Genomic DNA, 23,830 nt, shown 5'->3' on the forward strand with positions numbered 1-23,830 from the left:
GACGGAGAGGCGGGCGTTACCGGATATGTGTGTTGTGCGGTCCGCCCTGTGTGGCGTCTCCCCAACCCTGGAGCGGACGGCTGTGCGGGTCAGATGCCCTGGCTATTTGATGACCGCCTGGCCGACGTGCCGGGCGGTTTGCCCTTCCGCGGCGGGTTTCCGGTCGGGGCCTGCATCACCCTGGTCGGAACCTCGCCCACGTTGTAGTGCAGCCGGTTGCGGTCCGCCGGCCACACCGTCACGGTGAGGCGGAAGGCCTTGCCTTCAGAGCCGTACGCGGTGCGGATCGTCTCGAAGACCACGTCCGCCGCCGAGTCGCCCAGCGCGAAGAAGCGCTTCTCGTTGTCGTCGGGAGCGCGGGCGCTGATCTCGTCGTGATACCCGAACTCCTTGTAGCCCAGTGTCTCGCCGAGGTACCTCACAGCGCCCTCGGGGATGTCGTGAGCCTCCAGGAGCTTGTTGGCGCCGCCCTTCATGGCGAAGTCGAGCGGATAGTACGAGGTCTGCAGGGACCATGGTTCGTCGTCGAGGTAAATCTCCTGGTGCCGGGACACGACCTGCGTGTCCGGCTCTACCTGCAGGTACCAGGCGACCGGCTCGGACACCAGCTGGATCTCGACCCGTGGCATCGAACAGGTCGGCTCGCGGTTCTGCACGGCGGCGTCGCGCTTGTACCACTGACCCTCGCCGCCGCCCGGCCCGACACCCGGCTCGGTGGCCGACAGGGTCACATGTACCGGCTCAGGCCGGAACACGACGAACGTTCCTTTGCCCTGCTCGGAGACGACATGACCTCGGTTGGCCAGGAAGTCCAGAGCTTCGCGAATCGTGTTCCGGGACGTCTCATACTGGCTCTGTAGTTCGCTCTCGGGTGGAAGCCGACGGCGGCCACCGTCCCGCTCGCGTGGGAAGTCACCGTTCTCGATACGATTGAGCAGGTCATCGGCGACTTCGCGCCAGCGTCGGGCTGCCATCGGTTCGCTCCTTCCCCGCCCACTACGGCGGCTGGGACTCGTTGCGATGCGCTTTGGTCGCTACGGAATCCCTTGGAAAAAGGTAACGCCACGGTTGAACTTGTAGGTACAAGTCGACGAGTCGCCGCACTTGTAGGTACAAGTAGATGATTCAAATAACTGGGATGACTTTACCAGCAGAGTGACGAGATGTTCGGGATGTCGTCGAACGGGGCATCGTGGCCGCTCGGCACGGCCACGATGCCCGATGTTTCAGCAGCCGCTGAGAGCCGGCACCGGCCAGCGTTCGAGGTAGGCGTCGATATTGCGGGCGATCTTGGCCTCGCGCTCGACGTCGATGGGGGCGGTGGTCCCGAGTGCGTAGTGCACGGCCACTACCTCCGGCTTCGGCAGCTTCCCACCGCCAAGGTGGACGGAGTTCTTCAGCTTGGTCCGCTCGCCCTGTCGTCCTGAGCCGAACTCCCCCCGGAACCATCCCTCCCATTCGTTCCACACCAGGCCTTGAGGCGAGTTCGGACGGGTGGAGTCCCTGATCACGAACGTTGCGTCGCGTGGGTTCATCGGGTCCAGCCAGACGGCGACGACCTCGACGTCGGCGGCGTGCAAGTGGTGGCTCACGGCGGTGATGTAGCCGCGCGTCCGGTCGACTTCCGCGATCGGGTGAGGCTCAGGGACTATGAAGTTGAGCATGCCTGTCTCCTCTTTTCGTGGACGGCTTGGATTTCCGTCCGGGTTCGGCGGGTGTTCGGATGCCGGGCGAGGGATCGTCGGGAACCTGTCCGGCGGCGAACCTGATCACGTTCCTGGCCGGGTCATAGACCGTGATCGTGAGGCGCACGGGAGCGCCGTGCTGGTCGTAGGTGGTTCGGGTGTGGACGAGGACCGCGGTCGCCTTCGACAGACCGAAGAAGTCTCGTTCTTCCGGAGTGGGAGGACGGGCTGTGACCTGGTCTTCATACCCCGACTGGGTGCGGCCGAATTGCTGCAGGTAGGCCACTGTGCCCTCTTCGATGTCCTCACCTTCGAGGAGCCGCTGGGCGGTCACCGCGACCTTGAGGTCGAAATAGGACGTCTGGAGCGAGTTCGGCTGGTTATTGACCAGTCGTTGCTGGGAGCGGCAGACGACCTGGGTGCCGAGATCGATGCCGAGCGCCCGGGCCTCCTCTTCGGTCGCCTTCCGGATCTCCACGGCGGGCGTTCCGCACTTCGCCTCATGTCCCTGCTGGCTGACCTCGGTGATGAAGGCCGCGCCTTCGCCTCCTCCCGAGCCGCGGGCGGGAGGGTGGTCGGGTTCGTCGAGGTCGACGCGGCTCAGCGTGACCACGAAACGTTCCGGCGGCTTGATGACGAAGCTGCCCTTCTGCCCGACGGTCTCGATCAACCGGCGTTCGCGGAGCTCCTGCATCGCCGACTTGACGGTGCTCTCGGAGACCTTCCACTCCTCCTTGAGCTCCTTCTCCGTGGGAAGTTGATTTCCGGGTTGGAGATCGCCTTCCTCGATACGGCGCTGGAGCTCTGCCGCGATCTGGCGGTACCTGGGTGGTTTGGTGGCCATGATCCCGTCTCATCCCAATCAGAGGGCTCTGAGTCTGTTCAGACATCTAAGCGAACTAATCCCCGTAATTGGGTTTGCCCTTCTTTGGTGGGGTTACACCGTTTATAGGGCTTAAGAGGTGATCTTTCGTGGTTGGTCTCCATCGTACCGAGAGCGTTAACCCAGCTCCAGAGGGTCGGGCACACCAGAATCCTGATCGGTCCCCCGCGTCTATGATCAACCTTCGCAATTATGGTGTCCCAAATACAAGAAATTCTGAGACCGAAATTGCACTTCATCAAGCTGCTGGGGCGACCGGGGTGACTTAGGAGGGATCGTGGACAACAGCGGGCTACAACCGATCGAGGAAACCTGGATCCCGACGGACGACCTTTCCTTGCGGGAAGGGGTGCCGACGGGGCAGTCCGACCCGGTGTTCATCACCGAGCTCGTGTTGAGTGCCCCCGTCGGGCGCTCGTCCACGCTCTGTCTCTTCGGGTTCGTGGTGGCTTCGGGAGTGGGATGCCTCGGTGTGACGGCAGGGGTCGGGCGATGGGTGAACGCCCCCGCGACCTTGGTCCTGATCAGCTCGATCTCGGTATTCTTGTTCGTGGTCGGCGTCGGCGCCGTCGTGCTCCATCAGTCGTCCCGCGGAACTCCTTACGCCGGCGTGCGGGACGGGCTCGATGACGAGCTGGCCCGGTATGAGGTCGGATCGCGGTCGTAAACGCCCGTTCGCCGACAAACTTGGGGAATTTGGGTAAAGCGGTGGCGGAAGCCGGAGGAGGCCGCCACCATAGGTTGGTCCGGCCGAGGTATCCGTTCCCACCCGCCGGTTCCCAGAGTCCTACGTCCGGAGTGATCGCATGCCCGTCCGACCTTGGCGCCTGGACCCCTCCGGGCGCGTGTCGGAAGGTTCGCTCGCGGACCTGGCCTACCAGTTCGGCGACCAGCACGAGCGCGAGGGCGACCTTGAGCAGGCCGCCGAGTGGTTCCGGCGTGCCGCCGAGTCCGCCCGGCCCGACGCCGCCCTGCGGCTCGGCGGGGTGCTCGGCCGCCTCGCCGACGAGCAGCCCGCGGGGTCGCCGGACTCCTCCGAGCAGCTGCTCGCCGAGGCCACCCGCTGGCTTTCCGGAGCGCAGGGCGTCACCACGCCCGACGCGATCGAACTCGTGACGGACATGCTCAACCGGCACCAGCGGCAGGCCGCGCGCCGCGGGCTCGAGCCGGCTCCGGCGGGCTGACTCGCCGAAACGCCGCGAATGGCGTGAACCGAACACCTTCCGCCGTCGTCGGACACCAGTGAGATCGAGGCACTGGAAGGTGACGAGGTGAGCGGTCAGGAGCCCGGGTACGTTCCCCCGGACCACAAGACAACCGCGGAGTTCGGGATTCCCGGGGACGCGGCCCCGGCCGAGTCGACCATCGTCGACCAGCCGGTGGACGACCCCGAGGTGACCCAGGAGGACGTCCCGGAGGACGATGCTCCGCCCGCGACCGTGACGGACTTCTCGCTCGGCGAGCCGGCGACGGTCACCGATCTCGCGGTCGACGAGCCGGCGACGGTGACCGACTTCGCGGCCGACCAGGTCGACGTGCCGGTCGCCGGTGGCGCGGCCCCGCCGTCGGTCGTGGAGGAGGCGACGGCGCCCCGGGCGGTGAACGAGCAGCCGCCCGTCGCGAACGAGCAGCCGCCGCCGGTTCCGGATGAGCACGACCTGTGGACGGCGCAGTTCGGTGCCGAGGAGGAGACCGCGCCCGGGGAGGCCGCGCCGCCGTCCGCCGCCGCGCCGCCGTTCCTCGCGCCGCCGACTCCTGACGTCCACCAGCAGCCCGCGGCCGCGTTCCAGCAGCCCGCCGCCGCGCCGCCCCAGCAGCCGAACGTGCCGCCGCAGCAGCCGTTCGCGTCGCCTTCGGGTGGCGTCCCGCCGCAGCAGTCCACGCCTCCGCCCATGCCTGGAATGCCGATGCCTCAGCGGCCGCCCGCGCGCGGCAAGTCGCGGCGCCCGGTCATCCTGGTCGCGGTCGGCGCGGCGGTCATCGTGCTCGGTGCGGCGGCAGCGGGCGCGGTGTTGCTGCTGCAGGACGGCGGGTCGGAGAAGACCGATGCGGCCAAGCCCGCTCCGTCGGCCACCCCGTCCGCGAGCGCGACGCCGAGCGGTACGGCCGCGGCGACGCCCACGCCTACCGGCAGCGGCGCCGCGCAGCCCACGCCCCCGGCACAGCAGACGCCCGCGCCGGTGGCGCCCACGCCCACCGCGCCGCCGGTCGGGCCGGTGGTGTCCGGCAACGGCATCACCTACCAGCTCATGCAGCAGGACCCGGGCTACTACGAGGGCCGGATGGTCTTCACCAACCGCGGCGACAAGCCCATGAGGTCGTGGAAGATCACGTTCGACGCGCCCAACGCCAACGTCAAGAACATCTGGGGCGGCCGGCTCGTCCGCAAGGGCGACCGGGTCGAGATCCAGAACCTCAAGGGCGCCCCGCCGGTGCCGCCGGGCGCGACCTGGGAGATCCAGTACGGCGCGGCGGGCGCGGCGGCCAACCCGAAGGGCTGCAAGATCAACGGGACGGCGTGCGGCTTCTAGCCGGCTTCGGCGACCGCCGCGAAGCGGCCGAGGATCAGGCTCCAGGCCTCGCCGACGCCGCCGGGCACGGCGGTCGCGGCGGCGAGCCGCTCCGGCGGCAGCTTGTCCCAGCCGCGATGCTCCAGCTCGACGCGGGTCAGGTGGGGGCCGAGGGCCGCGAACCGCACCTCGATCTCGGTGCCCGCGGCGGGCGGGATCTCGAAGGTGAGCGCCAGCCTCGCGGACGGCTCCCACGCGGTCACGCGGCCCCAGTCGTGCTCGGTGCCGTCGGCCCACGTCTCGTGGATCCGGCCGCCGAGGGCCTCGGCGATGTGGACGCTCTCCGGTCTGCCCTCGCCGAACGAGAAGGGACGGCCCGGCCACCAGCTCCCGATGCGCCGGACGAACACCTCGAAGGTGTGGGCGCGGTCGCTGCGGACGATCGTCGCCTGCTGGACGGGCTCGGTACGGGTCCCTGCGTTCGGCTGGGCCATGGGCTTAGAAGACCTTCCGGCGGCTCTCTCGGGGTCTGGGGCATCCGCTTGACGATGCCGTCCATGCTTCCAGCCCCGGCCGGAGAAGGGTAGCTTTCGGGGATTTCCGGTGCGGACCTGGGGGTATCGGGGGAACCGCTCCCGCGGAAAGGGGGACTAGGCTTTTGACCATGCGTATCGCGAGGTTCTCCACCGAGGGCGGCATGTCCTTCGGCGTGGTCGAAGAGAACACCATCGCCGCCGTGGCGGCCCATCCGTTCGGCGAGCTCACCTTCACCGGGCAGCGGTTCCCGCTGGCCGACGTGCGGATGCTCGCGCCGATCCTGCCCAGCAAGGTCATCGCGATCGGCAAGAACTACGCCGAGCACGCGCGCGAGATGGGCGGCGAGGCCCCCGCGGAGCCGGTGATCTTCAGCAAGCCGTCCACCGCGGTGATCGGCCCCGGCGAGGCGATCGCCTACCCCGAGAAGCTCAGCGAACGGGTCGACTTCGAGGGCGAGCTGGCCGTCGTGATCGGCCGGATGTGCCGCGAGGTGCCCGCCGCGCGGGCCGCCGACGTGATCCTCGGCTACACCTGCGCGAACGACGTGACCGCCCGCGACCTGCAGAAAAAGGACGGCCAGTGGACGCGGGCCAAGGGCTTCGACACGTTCTGCCCGCTGGGCCCGTGGATCGAGACCGAGGTCGACCCGGCCGACCTCGCGATCTCCACCGCGGTCAACGGCGACGTCCGCCAGGACGCCCGCACGTCGCAGCTGACGCACGACATCCCCACCCTGGTCGAGTACGTGAGCCAGGTCATGACCCTGCTGCCCGGTGACGTGATCCTCACCGGCACCCCGGCGGGCGTCGGGCCGCTGGAGATCGGCGACGAGGTCACCGTGACGGTCGAGGGTGTGGGCAGCCTCACCAACCGTGTCGTAGCCCGCGAATAAAGTAGCCCCATGGCGTTCACAGGCTTCACCGACGAGGCATTCTCGTTCTACGAGGGGCTGCTGGCCGACAACAGCAAGGCCTACTGGACCGCGCACAAAGAAACCTACGAACGCCACGTGCGCGGTCCCATGACCGAGTTGTTCGCCGAGCTGGAGCCGGAGTTCGGCCCGGCCAAGATGTTCCGCCCCTACCGGGACGTGCGCTTCAGCCACGACAAGTCGCCCTATAAGACGCATCAGGGCGGCCACACCGGTGACGGCTTCTACTTCCAGCTCGACGCCGACGGCCTGATGGTCGCGGGCGGCATGTACGCGCCGACACCAGATCAGCTACGGCGATACCGCGCGGCCGTCGACGCCGAGTCCACGGGCAAGGCCCTCCAGACGATCGTCGGTGACCTCCATGACATGGAGATCGCCGGCGACCGTCTCAAGACCCGCCCCCGCGGCTTCACCGAAGATCATCCGCGTATCGAGCTGCTCCGCCACCGGTCCCTGTACGCCCACGAGGGCTGGCCCGCCGACCCCTGGATGCGGACACCCGAGGTCATCGACCGCGTCCGTGCGTCCTGGCGCCGGCTCCGGCCCCTCGTAGAGTGGGGCGGCGAACACATCGGCCCGCCCGATTTCACCCGGTAGCCAATCGGTTTTGGTCCAGGTCCCCGGGTCCTGTATTCTCTTCGAGGCGCGAGCGACCGCAAGGAAGCTCTACCGCACTGGGGTATGGTGTAATCGGCAGCACGACTGATTCTGGTTCAGTTAGTCTAGGTTCGAGTCCTGGTACCCCAGCAACACGCTGATCAGGCCCGGAGTCCCGTAGGGGCTCCGGTTTTCTGTTTCCGCCCCTCCCTCGGGAACGCATGGGAACAACCGCCAGAACCCGCTCTCAAAAGCGCCCGCGCGGCGTCATCCCGAGTGCCACCCATCCCGCAGCGACAGGATCGGCTGGACGCGGCAGCGCTGGCGACCGCTTCCGTCCATCGAGACCCAAGGTTCCAGGGTTCCACGGACGGGGCCTCTGGCCGTTGATCAAGTTCCTGTTGCCGGTGTCCTGGTGAAGCTGGAGGGTCTGCCGGTAGTGCTCCTCAGCCTGCACGTACTCGGCTCGATTTGGGCTAGGGCTTAGCTATTCAATCGAGCTTAAGACCATTTGCCTGCTACCATGCCGCTTTGTGATCAAGAAAGTATTCTTGACGGTGATTCTCGCGCAAACTCTCGTCGGCTGTTCCGGCGATGAGAGCGGCTCCGGAAAGAGTGCCGAGCCGGTCGGGGCCAAGAGCCCCCAGGAGGTGCTCACCCAGTTCACGCGCCATCTGTACGGTGGCCAATCGGTGCAGGCGTGCGCGCTCATTACGGACGGCGGGAGGCAGGCCATTGCCACGTCCACCGGTCAGGGTTACTGCCCTGCGGGGATTGCCAAGATCATCGAAACAAAGACGCAGGTGAAGCTGGCCAAGTACAAGAACTGGGCCTTCGACGAGCCGGACAACCTGAAGGTCATCGGTGATACCGCCGTCTATGACGGCAACTGTTCAGGCGGTCCGCTGCACAACGTCAAGTTCAATCTCACCAAGACCGAGCCCGGCTGGATGATCTCCGGCTGGGAAGAGCAACTCGGCTACGTGTGCGGCGGATGACTTCAACGGAGAATGCCGTAGACGCATTGGTCGGTGGCCCTGCGACCGGCTGAACCCTGCGGCGCGGCGGCGCGACCGCGCGACCTCGTGACCGCGGTGGCTTCGCTGTGGCAGGCCGTGTTTTGCCTCTGTGTGCTCGGCGGGCTAGTGGCCGGGGCTCAGGCCGACCTCGCCGCGCGCTACAACGTGCAGGCCTTTCTGTCGGCCGCCGTGGCCCACGAGCCTGCGGCGCAGATCCATGAGATGTGTGCGTGAGACGGGATCGGGGACGCGGCCGAGCATCGGAGCCAGGCGCCCGGCACCGCGAGCTGGCCAGGGAGGATCGCCGGGCCGGGGGGCTGATCGCGGATTGACGCTCCGTGCCTGGTGGGAAGTCGTTTTGCGTGGTCGCGATCTCACGGTACAGTGGTCCGCGCCGGGCACCCCGGCTGCTCCTCTTTGATCGCAGTGGTTTCGCGAGAAGCCGGTTCGAACAAGGGGACATCGTCCGGTAAGCTGGGCGAGGCCGAAGCGAGAGATCGCGAAGGCCGAGGCAAGATCCAGGCCCCCGTCGTCTAGTGGCCTAGGACGCCGCCCTCTCAAGGCGGTAACGGCGGTTCGAATCCGCTCGGGGGTACAGAAAGAAAGGGCCGACGGTCAACACCGTCGGCCCTTTTCTGTTAGCGGCGTATGCCGCTGCGCAGATCGAATGCTTCGAGTGCCAAAGTGACCTCGACAAGGTGTTTGGGATTGTCGAGCGAGCGTTTGGTGAGCAGTTCGAGGCGGCGCAGCCGGTTGAGCACGGTGTTGCGGTGGCAGTAGAGCGACTCCGCCGCCCGGGTCGCCGAACCCTCGGCCTCGAGCCAGGCGGCGAGCGTGTCGAGCAGGAGGTCCCGGCTCGCCTGGTCGAGCGCGAGGATCGGGGCGAGCACGCGCAGCTCGAGCTCGCGGGCCAGGTCGGGGCGGACGGTCAGCATGGTGGCGGGCAGCCGCTCGTCGAGGGAGGCCAGGCCGTGCCCGTTGGAGAGCGTGCGGGCCGCCAGCTCGGCGAGCTGCCGGGCGCGGCCGAGTTCGGTCAGGCCGTCGACGGCGACGCTCACCCCGGTGCGGCGGCCGCTGCGGGTGGGCAGGGCGCTGCCGAACGCGGCGGCGGTGAGCTCGCCCAGCACCACTACTCCGATCGCGCTCTCGCCGTGCATCCGCCAGATCACCCGCGAGCCGTGGACCCGGACGGGCAGCTCCGTCAGCTCCAGCGGCGCGGCGGGCCCGTCGGCCGGGCGCTGGACGACGACGGCGTAGCGGCCGTCCTCGGGGAGCGCGAAGGCGCGCGCCACCACGGCGGCCGAGGCCTGGTCGGTCTCGCCGTTGAGCAGGGCGTCGAGGAGCGCGGCCGCGACCTGGCGGTCGGGCAGCTCGGACTCGGTGGTGCGCAGCGCGTCGAGCGCGGCGGAGGAGTGCCGGTCGACCACGTCCCACGCGTCGTCGATCAGCGAGATGTTGTGCGCGGGCGACAGGCCCTCTTGGAAGCCCCACTGGGTGAACGCGTCGCAGATGACCTTCCCGCCGATGTGGTACGCCCGCAGCAGGGCCTGCATGGGCACGCCCTGCCGGGCCCGGCGCTCGCCGATCCTGCGCGGCCACTCGAGGGTCTCGACCCGTTCCTCGGGCGCCATCCGGAAGGCGTCGAGCGCGAGGTCGATCGATCTCCCGATCCACAGCGGCGGCTCCTGCGGGGGGATCCCGCCGTGCCGGTAGGCGGGCTCCGAGGCCCGCAGCGCGCTGACGACCATCTCGGTCAGCTCCGGCAGGTGCCCGCGCAACGTGCGCAGGCCGCGCTCGCGATGTACCGCCGCTTCCTCTCTGGACGCCGGGGCGGTCAGTGGTCTTCGGAGTGATGTCTCATCGGTCCGGCCGGTCGGCATGTCCCTCTCCACTCTGTCTGCCTTCACATTTGGAGCAGCGGGGAAATGAATGCCTCGGCGTGGCGCTCATGACATCGGACCACGAGTCCAAAGACATCCAACGGGGATGGAAATCACCGGTTGGGTCGAATCCTCCTGACCGGTTTGTAAGAGAAGGTTACATGCCGAAGGCCCGGGTTGTTATTGTCGGCAGAGGCCAAGGACTTGCTCGCTGCGGCCAATCGCCACGCCGTCTCCCGGGTTCTGGTGACCGGCCCCGCGGGCGATGCGCCGCATTTCGCCGACCGGGGGCAAGGGGGCGTGATGCGCTTAGCGCGCCCGGATGGGGCCGGCGGTGTCAACCCGCAGCCGGCCCTTCCCGCTCGGCTGCCCGTTCTCGGGACGGTCAGCGCGCATGTCATGGTGCAGGTCGCGGGCGAGCACGGCGTGTCCCAAGACCGCTGCCTGCGAGGCACCGGCATCGCGCCCGCGACCCTGGAGGACGCCAGGGCGACGATCCGGCTGGAGCAGGAGCTCGCCCTCGCCCGCAACGTCATCGGTGAGCTCGCCCACATACCCGCGCTGGGCCTGGTCATGGCGGCCCGTTACCGGCTGAGCGTGTACGGCGCGCTCGGCTGGGGGATGCTCTGCTCGCCGTCGGTACGGGACGCCCTGACGTTCGCAGGCCGGTATCTCGACCTGACGTACTCGTGCTGCGCCATCACCACCGAGGAGGACGACGGCGTCCTCCTGCTGCGCATCAGCGGTGGACGGCTGCCCGCGGACGTGCGGGGGTTCTTCGCCGAACGCACGCTGAGCGCGACCATCCGGCTGCTCGGCGACCTGATCTCGGGCGACGGCTGGCTGGTCGGCGTGGGGATGGCCGGCCCGCGCCCCCCGCACGCCGGCCTGTACGAGGACACGTTCGGCGTCACGGTGTCGTTCGGCGGAGGCGGCCACACGGTACGGGTCGACCCGGACGTGCTCAGCGAGCCGATGCCGCTGGCCAACCGGCCGATGCTCGACATGATCGAGGACCAGTGCCGGCAGCTGCTGCGCCAGCGCCGCGCCCAGCTCACGCTGCCGGACGTCCTGCGCGAGCATGTGCTGCGCCGCCTCCCCGCGCTGCCGAGCATGGGCAGCGCGGCCAGCGATCTCGGCATGAGCGAGCGGACGCTGCGCCGGCGGCTGGCGGAGGAGGGCAGCTCATTCAGCGCCATCGTCATGGCGGCGCGGCGCGAGCTCGCCGAGGAACTGCTGCTCCAGGGCGTCCCGTCGCTCCAGGTGGCCCGCCAGGTCGGGTTCGCCGGGCCCGCGGCGTTCACCCACGCCTTCCGGCGCTGGACCGGTTCGTCCCCCCGAGAGTTCGCCACCCGCTGAACCCCCCTCCAACCGCCCCGCACCCACGTCCGCCGCCGCGTCTGCTGTGTCTGCTGCCGCGTCCGCGGTTGCGTCCGCAACCGCATCCGGTCCTGCATCCGCCGCCGTGTCTGTGGCCGCAATTGCCGCGCCTGCTGCTGCGTCCGTCTTGACGTTCGCTCCGCCGTGCGCCGGGACGTACTCCGTGGCGTCCGCTCCGACGTGCGTTCCCACATGCGTCTTGGCGTGTGTCGGGGTGTTCTCCGGGGTTTCCGCCGTGGTTGACGGGTGCAGGCCGGCTAGGCGTAGCAGCGGGGCCGTCATGAGGGTCGTGACCAGCGTGACGACCACCAGGACGGTGAACAGGCGGTCGTTGATGATGCCCGCCTCGCGTCCCGTCATCAGCACCACGAGCTCGGTGAGGCCGCGGGTGTTGACGAGGATCCCGAGCGCCACCGAGTCGCGGCCGGACACTCCGGTCAGCCGCGCGCAGAGCGCGGCCCCGAGGAACTTGGTCGCGATCGCCATCACCAGCAGCAGCCCGGTCAATCCGGCCGTCGTCCAGGTGAGCCCGGCCGCGCCCAGGTCGAACGTGAGGCCGAACAACAGGAAGTAGAACGGCAGCAGCACGGGCCGGGCCACCGAGTTCATCCGGTCGGCGGCGGTGTCCGCGGCCGGGACGCCGGGCGGCCACGCCAGCCCGAAGAGGAAGGCCCCGATGAGCGCGTGCAGCCCGAGCGCGTCGGTGATCGCCGCGGACACGGCCACCCCGGCGACCAGCAGGATGCCCGCCGCGGGGCCGGGCCGGCGCAGCGCGGGCAGCGCGCGCAGCACGCGCCGACCGGCGCCGAGCAGGAGCACGCAGTAGGCCACCGCGCCGAGCGAGGTGAGGGCGAGCGTCGTCGTGCTCCGGCCGCCCGCGGTGGCGAGCGCGACGGCCAGCATCAGCCACGCGACGCCGTCGCCGCCCGCCGCCGCGAAGAGGCTCATGCGCCCGGGCAGGGTGCGAGTCAGCCTCAGGTCGGTGAGGATGCGCGCCAGCACGGGGAACGCGGTGATGCTCAGCGCGCAGCCGAGGAAGAGGGCGAACGCGGCGGGAGTGCCCGCCGGGCCGGTGTTGCCGTCCGAGAGCAGGGGAGCGGCGGCCATGCCGGTGGCGAACGGGACGGACATCGACGCCACGGCGACCAGCACGAACGAGTGGGCGGCCCCGCGCAACCGCACGGCGGCCAGCTCCCGCCCGACCTCGAACATGAAGAGCACCAGGCCGAGCTGGGCCAGCGCCGACAACATCGGCCGCACCTGGTCCGGGAACAGCCACCGCATCGTCTCGGGGGAGAGGGCGCCGAGCAGCGACGGCCCTAGCGCGATCCCGGCGATGATCTCGCCCATGACCGGCGGCTGGCCGAGCCGGACGGCCAGCCTCCCGCCCGTCCACGCGGCCAGCAGCACCAGCGCGGCGGCGAGCAGGAAGTGGGCGACCACCCCGAGCCCCTGGTGTCCGCCGCCGGCGTCCCGCCCGTCCGTGCCGAGCGTGGTCAGGACCGCCGCAACGATGGCGGCGGGAATTCCGGCGAAGACGATGCTCACGGACACGAGTCGGCGCCGCCCAGGTGGCGTCGGATGCGGCGCGGTCGGCGGTGCTGCTGGCGGTGCGGGTTCCGGTGCGACCTCGGTCATGGGGCGGCCTCCTCGGTGTCGCCGAGCCGGGTCATGGCCTCGCCGACCGCGTTGACGAACCAGTCGATCTCACTCTCCGTCAGCGTGGCGGGTGGTGTGAAGCGCACGACGGTGTCGGTTCCGAGCGAGTGGGCGGCGATCACCCGTCGCGCCAGCAGTTCGCGCATGAACCGCCCGGCGACGCGCGGATGCGAGAGTTCGACGCCGATCAGCAGCCCGCGCCCGCGCACCTCGCGGACCAGCTCCGGGCCGGCGGCCTGGGACGCCTCGACGACGTGCTCGTACAGGCGCTTGCCGAGCAGCTGCGCGCGCGCCGGGACGTCGTCGCGTTCGATGGTCTCCAGCGTCGCGGTGACGGCGGCCATGCCCAGCGGGTAGCCCGAGAACGTGGAGCTGTGCAGGCGCGGGTTGCGGTCGAGCGGCGCGAACGCGGCCTCGGTGGCGACGACGGCGCTCACCGGCAGGCAGCCGCCGCCGAGTCCCTTGCCGGTCAGGAGCAGGTCCGGCCGGACGTCCTCGGCGTCGCATCCCCACCACGTGCCGAGCCGCCCGAGACCCGACTGCACCTCGTCCAGGATCAGCATCGCGCCCGCCTCGCCGCACGCGTCGGCGACCTCGCGCAGGTAACCGGCCGGCGGGATCCGCACGCCGCCCTCGCCTTGCACGGGTTCGAGGATCACGCACGCCTTGCCGCCACCGTCGGCCAGCGCCTCCCGCAGCGCCTCGGCGTCGCCGAACGGCACGGTCGTGATGTCGGGCAGCAGGGGCCGGAACGGTGCCTGGAACGCGAGCCGGTCGGTCACGCTCAGCGCGCCCAGCGTCTTGCCGTGGAAACCGTTCGCCATCGCGATGACGCGCCGCCGCCCTCCGGCGCGGGCGAGCTTGAGCGCGGCCTCGACCGCCTCGGCTCCGGTGCAGGCGAAGTAGACCCGCTCCAGCCCGGCGGGGGTCACGGCGGCCAGGCGCCGCGCCGCGTCGGCGAGTTCGCCGGACAGGAGGCTGCGCGTGGCCAGCGGATGCCGGTCGAGCTGCCGCCGGACGGCGTCGAGGACGGCCGGGTGCCGATGGCCGAGGATGAAGACGCCGTAGCCGCCGCAGTCGAGGTACGACCGGTCCTCCTCGTCCCAGACGAGGGCTCCTTCGGAACGGACCTCGACGGGCTGCCGTGTCTGGTCGGCCAGACGGGCGGCCGCCCTGCCCAGGTGCCGCTCGTAATCCGCGACGATCGCTTGGCGGGACCGTGTCGTAGTTGGCCCGGACGTGGGCTCGCTCGTGAGCCCGGTGGTGTCGTCGGTCGTGTGCTCGGTCGCTCGCATAAGAGAGTCGCCTCCGGGTCAGGGGATGAGCAGGGTCCGGGCACCTTCGCCGCGCGCCAGTGCCTCGGCGGCCGCGCCGGCGTCGGCGAGCGGGGACCGCGCGGTGACCATGGCGGCGGGATCCAGGTCGCCGGTGACCGCGAGGGCCGCGTAGGTGGGGATGTCGGTGGCCGGCTCGACCGACCCGTAGACGCAGCCCTGCAATGTGCGTGCCTGCAGGAAGAGCTCCTGCGCGCTGAACCGCACGAAGTCGTCGCGGGCGCCCGCGCCAGCCACCACCACGTGCCCGCCGCGGCGGGCCAGGCTCCACGCGCTCCGGATCGTCGTCGCGCGCCCGACGCATTCGATGACGTGGTCGGCGCCGCGGCCGCCGGTGAGCTTGCGCAGCCTGCCGCCCATCGCGAGCGTGGGCGGTGCGGCGTGGGTCGCGCCGAGACGCAGTGCGAGCTCGCGCTTCTCCTCGGACGGGTCCACGGCGAAGACCACCCCGGCCCGCGCGATACGCGCGCCCTGCACGGCCGACAGGCCGACGCCGCCGAGCCCGATCACGGCGACCGACTCGCCCGCCTCGACGCGCGCGGTGTTGAGCACCGCCCCCACTCCGGTGGCGACGGCGCAGCCGAGCAGTCCGGCGATGTCGAGCGGAAGGCCGTCCGGCACCGGAATGGCCGCGGCGGCGGGCACCACGGTCTCCTCGGCGAAGGCCCCGACGCCGAGACCCGGGTAGAGCGGGGTGCCGTCGGCGAGCTCGGCGAACGGCGCCGGCGGCTCACCCACCTGGGAGCACAGGTGCGCCTCGTGGTGCGCGCAGTGCCAGCACTCGCCGCAGGGCGGGCTCCAGGTGAGCACGACCTTGTCGCCGACGCGCGGTGACCCGACCCCGCGGCCGGTCGCGATGACCGTGCCCGCCGCCTCGTGGCCGAGCACGGCGGGGAAGGCGCCCGGCAGGGTCCCGTCCGCGAACGAGAGGTCGGAGTGGCAGAGCCCCGCGCCGGCGACGCGCACCCGCACCTGTCCCGGCCCGGGGCCGGGGAGCGCGATGTCCTCGGCCTTCCATGGGCCGCCGGACTCGTGAACGACCACCGCCATTACCATGCCGTCTCCTCGGAATTCATCGTCGCCGCCGAAGTCGATTCAATGTAGGACGTGAATCCGGGATTGCTCAAGGTTGTTTTCCAACGTGATTGACCTCGCACAATTGGCGCGTTCCATTAAGGTGACGCCACCTGGGAAGCGGGGTCGTCGCGCCAGGTGGGAAGCATCTTCGGCCCTCCGTTGTGTGCCCGCACAACGTGCCCCTGTTTTTTGTGCGGCGGCACAGAATTGGCCATGCCGTCAATGGATCATTCTTTGGATATTGACGCTCGAAGAAATGCCATGACACCGTTCTGAATCGTAGTCGGCGGGGCGGATGGGGTCCGGCCGAGGTCAGATGTTCACTCAGGACGGGAATCCACAGTGGGGCTACTCGACTGGCTGGAAGCACCGGACGACTCACACGGGATCAGGCTCGCCGTACCCGGCGGCGGCTGGCGGTTCCACTCCTATGCCGAGCTCGCCACGGACGTCCGGCGCCTGGCGGCCTTCCTGCGGGACCGGCGTGCCCCGGCGGGCACCCCCGTGTCGCTGATGTTGTCGAACCCGCTCGACTTCGCCGCGGGTTTCGCCGGCTGCCTGCTCGCCGGTCTCACGCCGTCCCCGATCGCCACGCCGCTCACGTTCGGCGGCCGGGCCCAGTACGCCGAGCATGTCGCGGGCGTCCTGCGGGTCGCCCAGCCGTCGCTCGTCCTCGCCGACGGCGAGCTGTACGACGCCGCGGCCGAGGCGTCGCTGGCCGCCGGACTCGCGGACGCGCCCGTACGGCTGCCCGAGCCGTCAGACCTGCCCGAGCCAGAAAACACGAGCGGGGGTCTGGGCGGCGGCTCGCGGCCGGACCTCGCGCTGCTGCAGTTCACCTCGGGATCCAGCGGCAGGCCCAAGGGCGTGCGCGTCACCTGGGACAACCTCGACGACAACATCACCGCGTTGCGCTCGTGGTCGCAGTGGGGGCCCGGCGACGGGTTCGCCAGCTGGCTGCCGCTCTACCACGACATGGGGCTCATCGGCGGGCTGCTCACCCCGCTCGTCTCGCAGGCCGACCTGTGGCTGATGACCCCGGACCAGTTCATCCGCTCGCCGCTCCGCTGGCTGGAGTGCTTCGGCTCGCTCGGCGCCACGATGACGACCGCGCCGACGTTCGGCTACGCCTACACCCACCGCCGCGTCCGCGAGCACCAGATCGCGGAGATGGACTTCTCCGGCTGGCGGGTGGCGATCTGCGGAGCCGAACGCGTCGACGCGTCCGAGCTCGGCGAGTTCGCCGCGCTGCTGCGGCCGCGCGGGTTCCGCAGCGAGGCGCTGATGCCCGCGTACGGCCTGGCCGAGGGCACGCTCGGGGTGACCGGTGTCTCGCCGGACGTGAGCTCGCCGGTCGTCCGGCTGGACGAGCGGGCGCTGGCCCCGGGCGAGCCGGTCCCGGTGGCCGAGATCGCGACGCTCGGCGTCGACCGGGTCAAGGGCGCGGGCTGGCTCACCGCCTGCGGGCCGGAGATGCGGCGGGTGCGGGTCCAGATCGTCGACGACGCGGGCACGCCCGTTCCGGACGGCTCCTTCGGCGAGATCCAGATCGGCGGATCGTCGCTGGCCGCGGGGTACGCCACCGCCGACGGCACCATCGACTTCGAGCGGGAGGGCTGGACGACCGGCGACTCCGGCTTCCAGCTCGACGGTCACCTGTACGTGGTGGGCCGGATCGGCGACAGCCTCAAGGTGCGCGGCCGCCGCGTCCACGCCGAGGACCTGGAGGCCGAGCTGGCCCGCGTCGACGGGATCAGCGCCGGCCGGTGCGCGGTGGTGTTCGGCTCCCACCACGCCGTGGACGTCGCGGCGGCCGTCGTGGAGAGCTCCAGCGAGACCTGGCTGGACGACACGGTGGCGCGGTTGCGCGCGGCCACCTCCGACTCGGTGGCCGTCGCGGTCTTCCGGGGGCGCCGCGGGATCATCCCGCGCACCTCCAGCGGGAAGACGCGCCGGAGATTCCTGTGGCACGCGCTGCGGACCGGCGCGTCCGAGGCCGAGCCCGTGTACGTCGCCGCCGACGCCGACGGCCGCGCCGACCTGCCCTGGGAGCTCACCTCGCCCGCGCCGCACGAGGAGGCCGCGTCATGACCGCGACGACCGAGAGCACGCCCGCGAACACCACGCCCGCCGACGCCAAACCGGCCGACACCGCGTTCGCCGCCGTCGAGCCCGCGGACCGCATCACCGCGCACCACCCCACCTGCTTCGGCTGCGGCGGCGGCAACGAGCGCGGGCTTGTCGTCCGGCCCGCCTGGCAGGGCGAGGAGATGCGCTTCGAGCACACCCCGCCGCCGACCGCCGAGGGCGGCCCGGGGATCACCCACGGCGGCTACCTGTCGGCGCTCGCCGACGAGGTCATGTCCATGGTCGCCGCCGAGCAGATCGGCGGGCCCGTCATGACGCGGCGCATGCAGGCCGACTACCAGGCGCCCGCGCTCGTGGGCGTTCCGCTGACCGTGCGGTCCTGGGTGGACGAGGTGCGGCGGCGCTCCGTTGTCGTCCGGCTGGAGGCGACCTCAAGCGGCGCGGCGCAGCCGTGCTTCGAGGCGCGCGGGGTCTTCCTGGAGGTGCCGCGCGAGCTCTGGGTCAAGGCGATGGAGGCGCGCAAGCGCGGCCCCGACACCATCGACTGGAGCAAGGGCGACCCGTCGGCGTTCATGCGCTGGCAGATGAACGGCGGGCTGCAGGAGATCTTCCAGCCGGGACGCCTCGCCGCACCGCTGCGGGTGGCCGTGCGCTTCGCCGACGCGCGGCCCGCCGACTGGCTCGTCGAGGCCGACGACCGGGAGCTGCGGACCACCCCGCTGACCGGCGAGCAGGCCGACGGCCCGGCCGGCGGCTGGGACGCCCGGTTCCACGGCACCTTCCAGCACTGGCAACGGCTGATCCGCGGCAAGGCGCCGCTCGCCGAGCTGCTCACCCGGCCCGGAACGCGTGCCGAGGGCAGGCACGAGGCGCTGACCGAGCTGGCCGTCGCCCTGGACTACAGGAGGTTCGCATGAGCACCACGACCATGGAGATCACCGACGCGGCCGACGCCGAGGACGTCTCGCTCCCCGCCCTGCCGACCTCGCGGGAGCTCTACGGCCGCTGGGAGAAACAGCAGTGGGCCGTCGCCGACGTGAAGGTCGAGCGGGACGCCCCCGTCTGGCAGGAGATGCGGCCGTTCATCCGGCAGGAGCTGCTCGCCGCGCTCGCGGAGCTGGAGGTCGGCGAGGTCTGCGTCGTGCAGACGCTGAGCTCGCTGGTCGACCACGCGCCGAACGAGGACGACCGCATCTACCTGGCCACCCAGCTCGCCGACGAGGGCCGGCACGTGCGGTTCTTCCAGGACTACCTGAGCCGGGCCGCCGGGATCGACCTCGACGACCCCGAGGACGGCAAGGCCCTGGAGGCGGCCGCCTCGTACGGCAACCTCTTCGAGCCCACGCTGCGGGCCTCGACCGCCCGGGTGCGCGAGCCCGGCGACGGCGGCACCACCGCGTGGTACCAGGCGCTCGTCCAGTACCACCTCATCACCGAGGGCGTGCTCGCGGCGACCGCGCTGCGCACCATGCGCACGCTGGCGCGGCGGGCCAAGCTCCCGGCGCTCACCGAGGGCCTCACCAACGTGACCCGCGACGAGACCCGGCACGTCACGTACGGGCTGATCGCCGCCCGCGACGGGGTGGCGGCCGGGCACCGCGACACCATCGGCGAGACCTATCTCGCGGGCACGCGGCTCGCGGCGCGCGTGATGGTGGCACCGGAGACCCGCGCCGTCACGCCCCTGCTGCGGATGGCGCTGCGCAGCCGGGCGGCGCAGCTCACCGGGCAGTGGGACATGGCCCGCGACCGGATGCTGCGCCAGCTCGCCGTGATCGGGCTGCCCGAGCTCCGCACCGAGGCCGCGATGGCCTGGCAGACCGGATGCGAGCAGGCGATGGACGAGTACCGCGAGCGCTGGGACACCGCGCACCCCGTCCGCCGCGCCGCCGTGGCCTGCTCCCGCGCGGCCGAGTGACCGAACCGACCGACCCACTTGACGACCCGACGAAGCCAGAACTGAGAGAGGCCCACATGGAGACCACCGAAACGACCGACGACCTGGGACAGCGCGTGCGGGACCTCATCGGCCGCATGTCGCCGCTGGGCGAGCGGGCCGCCGAGTCCCACCACGACGTGATGAACGATCTCGGCTACGACTCGGTGGCCATCGTGGAGCTCGCGCTCGTGCTGGAGAGCGAGTTCGAACTGCAGCCGATCGACGACGAGCAGGCGTTCGACGTCGTCACGGTCGGCGACGTGGAGCAGCTCGTGCGGCGGCTGTCGGCAGCCGGCGCCTGATCCGGACCTGGGAGGGGCGCCATGCGGCTCGACACGTCGCGTACGGCCGTGGCCGACGCGGACACCGGGAGTCCGGTCGTCTTCGGAGGCTGGCTGGGAGCACTGCAGCGGCTCTTCACCATTCCCGCGGAGTACCGCGAGGAGGTCGTGAGCCGTGCGGGCGCGCTGGAGATGTTGCGGTGCGGCGACGGCGTGCTCGACGCCCTGATCGCGGCGGGCCTGCCGTGCGGCGGCCCGCCCGGCGCCGAGCTGTTCGACCGGTACGACCTGTTCAATCTCGCGCTGGCGTCGGGCTCGGGGGCCTCGGTGCCCGAACGGAGCATCGAGTTCGCGCTGCGCTGGATGAACGGGGAGCCCGGCTCCTGGTTCCAGCCCCTGGAGTGGCGGTTCTCGGTCGAGCTGGAGTGCCCGCGCCCGGACGGGTGCGGCGACGACCCCCGATGGCGGCTGGCCACGCCGCGGCCGGAGGAGTTCGACGGCGCCGTGCTCACGCTGGAGACCTCGCCGGGCGACGCCGGGCGCGGCCCCGACTGGATCACGGCGCGCGGCTCGACCGGGCTCGGGGTGCGCGGACGGCTGCGCACCCGGGGACGGCCGGGCACGCTGCGGTCGCCGGTCATCCGCGAGATCGTCGAGGACTTCATGGCGGCGGGCCGGCGCTGGGCGCGGATGCCCGAGGCCCTGCAGTGCGAGGACGAGCGGGTGCTCGCCCACGGCGTGGCGCCCTGCATCTCGGCGAGCCTGCACCTCGAACGGCTCTTCCGCGCGGCGGGCCTGGAGTCGGTCACCCGGCGCGGCTGGATCCTCGGGATGCTCGACCTGGCGCACGCCTGGGTCGAGGTGGTCGACGAGGACGGCGTGCGCAAGCCGATCGACCCGATCTTCGTGCTGCTGTCGGAGTACGCGCGCGCCCCGCATCCGGGGTTCGCCGAGGCGTGCCGGGGGTCGCGGGTGAACCGGCTGCTGCCCACCGGCCTGCCCGCCGGGTCCCTGCTGGCGCACCACAGCTGCGGCGGGGACGAGCACGTCCCCGTCCGGCGGACCGTGATCCGCAGAGCCGCCGGCCCTACTTCCTGACCTCCAGAGGAGCGGAGATGTCACCGGATCTCGCCACCGACGAGCGGTTCAAGACCGTTCTCGACCGCCTGGTCACCATGTCCCAGCGGGACTACTACGACCCCTACACGCTGTTCGACTGGCCCGAGTCGCTGCCCGAGGACGCGTGGTGGATGTCCCCGGAACTGCTGAGCCTGCACAACACCGCGTACGGCAAGACGCTCACCGAGAAGCAGCTGCGCGCCGTCAGCCGCTGGGAGAGCCTCAACTTCTACAGCCTCAACGTGCACGGCATCCGTGAGCTGCTCACCGAGATGATCGCGCGGATCCACACCGCCGAGTTCGCCCTCCCCTCCGAGTACTTCCACCACGTGATCGGCGAAGAGAACGAGCACATGTGGTTCTTCGCCAAGTTCTGCCTGAACTACGGGCGCATCTACCCCAACCGGGCCATGGCGTTCGAGGGGCCCGGCATCCCGGCGGCCGACCACTTCCTGGTCTTCTCGCGACTGCTGATCTTCGAGGAGATCGTGGACGTGTTCAACCAGAAGATGGGCGTGGACGACCGGCTGCACCCCACGATCCAGCAGGTCAACCAGGTCCACCACCAGGACGAGTCACGGCACATCGCGTTCGGCAGGCAGGCCGTGTCGCTCCTGCACGCGCGCCTCCGCGAGACCCTCGGCCAGGCCGAGCTGGCCGAGCTGGAGCGCTATCTCAAGCAGTACATGCGGGCCTCGGTCGACTCGATGGTCAGCCCCGCCGTCTACCGCGACGCCGGGCTGCCCGAGCCGTACCGGGTCCGCCGCGAGGTCCTCGCCGACCCCGCCCACGAGGACTACACCCGCACGGTCCTGCGGCGCTCGGTGAGCTTCATGGTGAACGAGAAGATCTTCTCCGACGACAGGATCCCACCGGCATGCCCGAACTGACCAACGAGCCCGCCACCGCGTCCACCGCCACGGACACCGCGGCCGCCGCAACGGACACCGTGACCGACGAGGCCGGCATCGCGTTCATCGTCGGCTACCTGCTGACCAAGCGTCCCGATCTGACCTCGATCGATCCCGACCTGGACCTGATCGAGAGCCGCGTGCTCGACTCCCTCGGCTTCGTGAACTTCCTGTACGCGCTGGAAGAGCACACCGGCCGGGAGATCAGCCTCGACCAGGTCAGCCCCGAAGACTTCCGCACCGTCAACCGGATCGCCAAGAGGTTCCTCCATGACGTCATCGACGACTGAGGTCCGTGCCGCTGAAGCCCGGACCACCCGGACCGCCTGGGACTCCGGGCTGAAGGTCCGGGACGGCCTGGCCACGCTGGGGCCGGACGCGCTGGCGCTGCGTTCGGCGCTGGACGCCCGCTTCGCGGCGTGGGGCGAGGGCGAGGGCGCGCGCGCCATGGCGTACCCGCCGCTCATGGCGACCGCGGACCTGGCCAAGGTCGACTACTTCGCCAACTTCCCGCACCTCGGGATGCTGGCGGGCGGGCTGAGCCGCGAGGCCGTCGAGTCGGGATATCCCGGCGAGACGCCCGTGGACTCGGTGCCGGGCGGGCGGCTGGCGGCGGCGGCCCACGCGCTGCCGCCGGCCGCCTGCTACGGCGTCTACTTCGACCTGGCGGGCGTCCGGCTGGACGGCGGGGCGCGGCGCGTCACCACCGTCGCGAACTGTTTCCGCCGGGAGGACTACTTCGACGAGCTGCGGCGGCTGCGCGGCTTCACCATGCGGGAGATCGTGTGCGTCGGCGACCGCGACAGCGTGCTGGCCCACCTGGCGCATTTCAAGCAGGTGCTGCTCGACCATGTGGCCGCGCTCGGGCTGCCGCTGGAGGTCGAGGCGGCGACGGACCCGTTCTTCGACCCGAACGGCGCGCGCGCCCTGTCGCAGAAGCTCTTTCCAGTCAAGGAGGAGTTCGTCTACGGCGGATCCCTCGCGATCGCCTCGGTCAACTTCCACCGGAACTTCTTCGGCGAGCGCTGCGACATCACCACCGGCGACGGCGAGCCCGCCTACACCGGCTGCGTCGCGTTCGGCCTCGAACGCTGGCTGAGCGCGCTCGGCGACCACTTCGGCGAGAACCCGGCGGCTCTCCTTCGGAGGATCGACAGTGTCGAGTGAGAAGCAGCCGGATAAGGGCTACGTTCTGTCCAACGCCGACGAGGGCGAGCGGCGGCGCCTGGAGGCCATCGAGGCGGCGTACGACCCGCGCACGACCGCCCGGCTGAGCGGTCTCGGCGTCGTGCCGGGCGCGCGGGTCCTGCTGCTCGGCGCGGGTGGCGGAAGCGTCGCCCGCTGGGCGGCCGAGGAGGTCGGCGCCGCGGGACGCGTCGTCGCCACCGACGTGGACCCGCGCTTCCTGGAGCCGCTGGCTGAGAAGTATCCGCAGTTGGACGTCGTGCGGAACGACGCCGTCCACGAGGACCTCCCCGCCGGGCCGTACGACGTGGCCCACGCGCGGCTGCTGCTCGGTCACCTGCCGCAACGCGAGGACGTCCTCCGCAAGATGGCGGACGCGCTCGTGCCCGGTGGCGCCGTCCTCGTCGAGGACTTCGACTGGGGCTCGTACGGGCCCGCGCTGCCGAACGAGGCGGCGGAGGCCGCGATCGCCACCGTCTCCGGCTTCCTGCGGGCGGTCGGGTTCGACACGGCGTGGGGCCGGCGCCTGCCCACGGTGATGCGCCGGACCGGGCTGGTGGACGTGGACGCCGAGGGCCTGGTGCTCACCCTGCGCGGCGCCACGTTCCCGCTGGAGCCGATGTACCGGCAGACGTTCGACCGGCTGCTGCCGACCCTGATCGAGGGCGGGCAGATGACCGCCGAGAGCGCCCGCGCCCTGCACGAACGCTTCGACGACCCCGAGCACGACATGGTCACGCAGACCCTGATGTCGGTCTGGGGCCATCGCCCATCCCCGCCGTCTGAAAACACAGCTGAGAACGAACGCTGAG

General features: G+C 70.8%; 24 protein-coding genes, 2 tRNA genes and 1 pseudogene. 19 read left to right on the forward strand and 8 right to left on the reverse strand.

What is annotated here, in order from left to right:
- Positions 1-89 precede the first annotated feature (89 nt).
- The 3 genes from ACGFNU_RS08845 to ACGFNU_RS08855 form a co-directional block, all read right to left on the reverse strand.
- Positions 90-974, reverse strand: coding sequence for a GntR family transcriptional regulator (locus ACGFNU_RS08845; protein WP_392591578.1), 885 nt, complete (start codon positions 972-974; stop codon positions 90-92).
- 252 nt (positions 975-1,226) lie between these two features.
- Positions 1,227-1,664, reverse strand: a complete 438-nt coding sequence (locus ACGFNU_RS08850) for a DUF6292 family protein (protein ID WP_392591580.1) — start codon at positions 1,662-1,664, stop codon at positions 1,227-1,229.
- Positions 1,642-2,529 carry a GntR family transcriptional regulator gene (locus ACGFNU_RS08855; RefSeq protein WP_392591582.1) on the reverse strand — a complete coding sequence of 296 codons (888 nt, stop codon included), beginning with the start codon at positions 2,527-2,529 and terminating at the stop codon, positions 1,642-1,644. The genes ACGFNU_RS08850 and ACGFNU_RS08855 overlap by 23 nt, the downstream gene beginning before the upstream one ends.
- A gap of 316 nt (positions 2,530-2,845) precedes the next feature.
- On the opposite strand from ACGFNU_RS08855, the gene ACGFNU_RS08860 reads away from it, so the two are divergent.
- The 3 genes from ACGFNU_RS08860 to ACGFNU_RS08870 all read left to right on the forward strand — a co-directional run bounded on the left by ACGFNU_RS08860 (position 2,846) and on the right by ACGFNU_RS08870 (position 5,099).
- On the forward strand, positions 2,846-3,235 hold the full coding sequence (locus ACGFNU_RS08860) for a hypothetical protein (protein ID WP_392591584.1): 390 nt from the start codon (positions 2,846-2,848) through the stop codon (positions 3,233-3,235).
- A 139-nt stretch (positions 3,236-3,374) separates the two neighbouring features.
- Positions 3,375-3,752 (forward strand): hypothetical protein, encoded by a 378-nt coding sequence (locus ACGFNU_RS08865; RefSeq protein ID WP_392591586.1) that lies wholly within the window; start codon positions 3,375-3,377, stop codon positions 3,750-3,752.
- Between the two features lie 87 nt (positions 3,753-3,839).
- Complete coding sequence (locus tag ACGFNU_RS08870; RefSeq protein ID WP_392591588.1) at positions 3,840-5,099, forward strand: cellulose binding domain-containing protein; 1,260 nt, start codon at positions 3,840-3,842, stop codon at positions 5,097-5,099.
- On the opposite strand, the gene ACGFNU_RS08875 is transcribed toward ACGFNU_RS08870, so the two are convergent.
- Positions 5,096-5,572 (reverse strand): hypothetical protein, encoded by a 477-nt coding sequence (locus ACGFNU_RS08875; protein ID WP_392591590.1) that lies wholly within the window; start codon positions 5,570-5,572, stop codon positions 5,096-5,098. The genes ACGFNU_RS08870 and ACGFNU_RS08875 overlap by 4 nt on opposite strands.
- A gap of 170 nt (positions 5,573-5,742) precedes the next feature.
- Here ACGFNU_RS08875 and ACGFNU_RS08880 point away from each other — a divergent pair, with 170 nt between their 5' ends.
- From ACGFNU_RS08880 to ACGFNU_RS08905, 6 genes are all read left to right on the forward strand, one after another.
- Entirely contained in the window at positions 5,743-6,507 is a 765-nt protein-coding gene (locus ACGFNU_RS08880) for a fumarylacetoacetate hydrolase family protein (protein WP_392591591.1), read from the forward strand.
- 9 nt (positions 6,508-6,516) lie between these two features.
- Positions 6,517-7,146: a DUF2461 domain-containing protein gene (locus ACGFNU_RS08885; protein WP_392591593.1), complete on the forward strand. Its 630-nt coding sequence runs from the start codon at positions 6,517-6,519 to the stop codon at positions 7,144-7,146.
- Between the two features lie 78 nt (positions 7,147-7,224).
- A tRNA-Gln gene (locus tag ACGFNU_RS08890) sits at positions 7,225-7,296 on the forward strand.
- Positions 7,297-7,679: 383 nt separating this feature from the next.
- On the forward strand, positions 7,680-8,144 hold the full coding sequence (locus ACGFNU_RS08895; protein WP_392591595.1) for a hypothetical protein: 465 nt from the start codon (positions 7,680-7,682) through the stop codon (positions 8,142-8,144).
- Between the two features lie 87 nt (positions 8,145-8,231).
- Complete coding sequence (locus ACGFNU_RS08900; protein WP_392591596.1) at positions 8,232-8,399, forward strand: hypothetical protein; 168 nt, start codon at positions 8,232-8,234, stop codon at positions 8,397-8,399.
- Positions 8,400-8,687: 288 nt separating this feature from the next.
- Positions 8,688-8,760, forward strand: a tRNA-Glu gene (locus ACGFNU_RS08905).
- A gap of 43 nt (positions 8,761-8,803) precedes the next feature.
- Here ACGFNU_RS08905 and ACGFNU_RS08910 read toward each other — a convergent pair.
- The gene (locus ACGFNU_RS08910) at positions 8,804-10,045 is read right to left on the reverse strand and encodes a PucR family transcriptional regulator (RefSeq protein ID WP_392591598.1); all 1,242 of its coding nucleotides are present in this window, start codon (positions 10,043-10,045) and stop codon (positions 8,804-8,806) included.
- A 303-nt stretch (positions 10,046-10,348) separates the two neighbouring features.
- Here ACGFNU_RS08910 and ACGFNU_RS08915 point away from each other — a divergent pair, with 303 nt between their 5' ends.
- A complete protein-coding gene (locus ACGFNU_RS08915; protein WP_392591600.1) occupies positions 10,349-11,404 on the forward strand; it encodes an AraC family transcriptional regulator ligand-binding domain-containing protein in 1,056 nt (351 codons plus the stop codon).
- A 297-nt stretch (positions 11,405-11,701) separates the two neighbouring features.
- Here ACGFNU_RS08915 and ACGFNU_RS08920 read toward each other — a convergent pair.
- The 3 genes and pseudogenes from ACGFNU_RS08920 to ACGFNU_RS08930 all read right to left on the reverse strand — a co-directional run.
- Positions 11,702-13,063 (reverse strand): annotated as a pseudogene (locus tag ACGFNU_RS08920) (cation:proton antiporter); the annotation flags it as partial.
- Positions 13,060-14,379 (reverse strand): aspartate aminotransferase family protein, encoded by a 1,320-nt coding sequence (locus tag ACGFNU_RS08925; RefSeq protein ID WP_392591602.1) that lies wholly within the window; start codon positions 14,377-14,379, stop codon positions 13,060-13,062. The pseudogene ACGFNU_RS08920 and the gene ACGFNU_RS08925, both read right to left, overlap by 4 nt.
- Before the next feature lie 18 nt (positions 14,380-14,397).
- Positions 14,398-15,474: a zinc-binding dehydrogenase gene (locus ACGFNU_RS08930; RefSeq protein WP_392591603.1), complete on the reverse strand. Its 1,077-nt coding sequence runs from the start codon at positions 15,472-15,474 to the stop codon at positions 14,398-14,400.
- Between the two features lie 363 nt (positions 15,475-15,837).
- On the opposite strand from ACGFNU_RS08930, the gene ACGFNU_RS08935 reads away from it, so the two are divergent.
- The 9 genes from ACGFNU_RS08935 to ACGFNU_RS08975 are packed head-to-tail and all read left to right on the forward strand — an operon-like array spanning position 15,838 to position 23,829.
- Positions 15,838-17,586, forward strand: a complete 1,749-nt coding sequence (locus ACGFNU_RS08935) for an AMP-binding protein (RefSeq protein WP_392591605.1) — start codon at positions 15,838-15,840, stop codon at positions 17,584-17,586.
- Positions 17,583-18,500, forward strand: coding sequence for a PaaI family thioesterase (locus ACGFNU_RS08940; protein ID WP_392591607.1), 918 nt, complete (start codon positions 17,583-17,585; stop codon positions 18,498-18,500). Before ACGFNU_RS08935 ends, ACGFNU_RS08940 begins: the two co-directional genes overlap by 4 nt.
- Positions 18,497-19,501: a ribonucleotide-diphosphate reductase subunit beta gene (locus ACGFNU_RS08945; RefSeq protein WP_392591609.1), complete on the forward strand. Its 1,005-nt coding sequence runs from the start codon at positions 18,497-18,499 to the stop codon at positions 19,499-19,501. The genes ACGFNU_RS08940 and ACGFNU_RS08945 overlap by 4 nt, the downstream gene beginning before the upstream one ends.
- Before the next feature lie 56 nt (positions 19,502-19,557).
- Positions 19,558-19,824 carry an acyl carrier protein gene (locus ACGFNU_RS08950; RefSeq protein WP_392591611.1) on the forward strand — a complete coding sequence of 89 codons (267 nt, stop codon included), beginning with the start codon at positions 19,558-19,560 and terminating at the stop codon, positions 19,822-19,824.
- 21 nt (positions 19,825-19,845) lie between these two features.
- The gene (locus ACGFNU_RS08955) at positions 19,846-20,901 is read left to right on the forward strand and encodes a hypothetical protein (protein WP_392591613.1); all 1,056 of its coding nucleotides are present in this window, start codon (positions 19,846-19,848) and stop codon (positions 20,899-20,901) included.
- A 17-nt stretch (positions 20,902-20,918) separates the two neighbouring features.
- The gene (locus tag ACGFNU_RS08960; protein WP_392591615.1) at positions 20,919-21,812 is read left to right on the forward strand and encodes a diiron oxygenase; all 894 of its coding nucleotides are present in this window, start codon (positions 20,919-20,921) and stop codon (positions 21,810-21,812) included.
- Positions 21,800-22,123 carry an acyl carrier protein gene (locus ACGFNU_RS08965; RefSeq protein ID WP_392591617.1) on the forward strand — a complete coding sequence of 108 codons (324 nt, stop codon included), beginning with the start codon at positions 21,800-21,802 and terminating at the stop codon, positions 22,121-22,123. Before ACGFNU_RS08960 ends, ACGFNU_RS08965 begins: the two co-directional genes overlap by 13 nt.
- A complete protein-coding gene (locus tag ACGFNU_RS08970) occupies positions 22,104-23,000 on the forward strand; it encodes a hypothetical protein (protein ID WP_392591619.1) in 897 nt (298 codons plus the stop codon). The genes ACGFNU_RS08965 and ACGFNU_RS08970 overlap by 20 nt, the downstream gene beginning before the upstream one ends.
- Entirely contained in the window at positions 22,990-23,829 is an 840-nt protein-coding gene (locus tag ACGFNU_RS08975; RefSeq protein ID WP_392591620.1) for a class I SAM-dependent methyltransferase, read from the forward strand. The genes ACGFNU_RS08970 and ACGFNU_RS08975 overlap by 11 nt, the downstream gene beginning before the upstream one ends.
- Position 23,830: the final 1 nt, after the last annotated feature.

It is taken from the genome of Spirillospora sp. NPDC048911, from assembly GCF_043198015.1.
In the GTDB taxonomy this organism is placed as follows: Bacteria; Actinomycetota; Actinomycetes; order Streptosporangiales; family Streptosporangiaceae; genus Spirillospora.

Bases quoted from the DNA above. Each gene is read 5' to 3' on its own strand.
- ACGFNU_RS08845 (WP_392591578.1), bottom strand. From the start codon at position 974: ATGGCAGCCCGACGCTGGCGCGAAGTCGCCGATGACCTGCTCAATCGT.
- ACGFNU_RS08850 (WP_392591580.1), bottom strand. From the start codon at position 1,664: ATGCTCAACTTCATAGTCCCTGAGCCTCACCCGATCGCGGAAGTCGAC.
- ACGFNU_RS08855 (WP_392591582.1), bottom strand. From the start codon at position 2,529: ATGGCCACCAAACCACCCAGGTACCGCCAGATCGCGGCAGAGCTCCAG.
- ACGFNU_RS08865 (WP_392591586.1), top strand. From the start codon at position 3,375: ATGCCCGTCCGACCTTGGCGCCTGGACCCCTCCGGGCGCGTGTCGGAA.
- ACGFNU_RS08875 (WP_392591590.1), bottom strand. From the start codon at position 5,572: ATGGCCCAGCCGAACGCAGGGACCCGTACCGAGCCCGTCCAGCAGGCG.
- ACGFNU_RS08880 (WP_392591591.1), top strand. From the start codon at position 5,743: ATGCGTATCGCGAGGTTCTCCACCGAGGGCGGCATGTCCTTCGGCGTG.
- ACGFNU_RS08885 (WP_392591593.1), top strand. From the start codon at position 6,517: ATGGCGTTCACAGGCTTCACCGACGAGGCATTCTCGTTCTACGAGGGG.
- ACGFNU_RS08910 (WP_392591598.1), bottom strand. From the start codon at position 10,045: ATGCCGACCGGCCGGACCGATGAGACATCACTCCGAAGACCACTGACC.
- ACGFNU_RS08915 (WP_392591600.1), top strand. From the start codon at position 10,349: ATGCGCTTAGCGCGCCCGGATGGGGCCGGCGGTGTCAACCCGCAGCCG.
- ACGFNU_RS08925 (WP_392591602.1), bottom strand. From the start codon at position 14,379: ATGCGAGCGACCGAGCACACGACCGACGACACCACCGGGCTCACGAGC.
- ACGFNU_RS08930 (WP_392591603.1), bottom strand. From the start codon at position 15,474: ATGGTAATGGCGGTGGTCGTTCACGAGTCCGGCGGCCCATGGAAGGCC.
- ACGFNU_RS08940 (WP_392591607.1), top strand. From the start codon at position 17,583: ATGACCGCGACGACCGAGAGCACGCCCGCGAACACCACGCCCGCCGAC.
- ACGFNU_RS08945 (WP_392591609.1), top strand. From the start codon at position 18,497: ATGAGCACCACGACCATGGAGATCACCGACGCGGCCGACGCCGAGGAC.
- ACGFNU_RS08950 (WP_392591611.1), top strand. From the start codon at position 19,558: ATGGAGACCACCGAAACGACCGACGACCTGGGACAGCGCGTGCGGGAC.
- ACGFNU_RS08955 (WP_392591613.1), top strand. From the start codon at position 19,846: ATGCGGCTCGACACGTCGCGTACGGCCGTGGCCGACGCGGACACCGGG.
- ACGFNU_RS08960 (WP_392591615.1), top strand. From the start codon at position 20,919: ATGTCACCGGATCTCGCCACCGACGAGCGGTTCAAGACCGTTCTCGAC.
- ACGFNU_RS08965 (WP_392591617.1), top strand. From the start codon at position 21,800: ATGCCCGAACTGACCAACGAGCCCGCCACCGCGTCCACCGCCACGGAC.
- ACGFNU_RS08970 (WP_392591619.1), top strand. From the start codon at position 22,104: ATGACGTCATCGACGACTGAGGTCCGTGCCGCTGAAGCCCGGACCACC.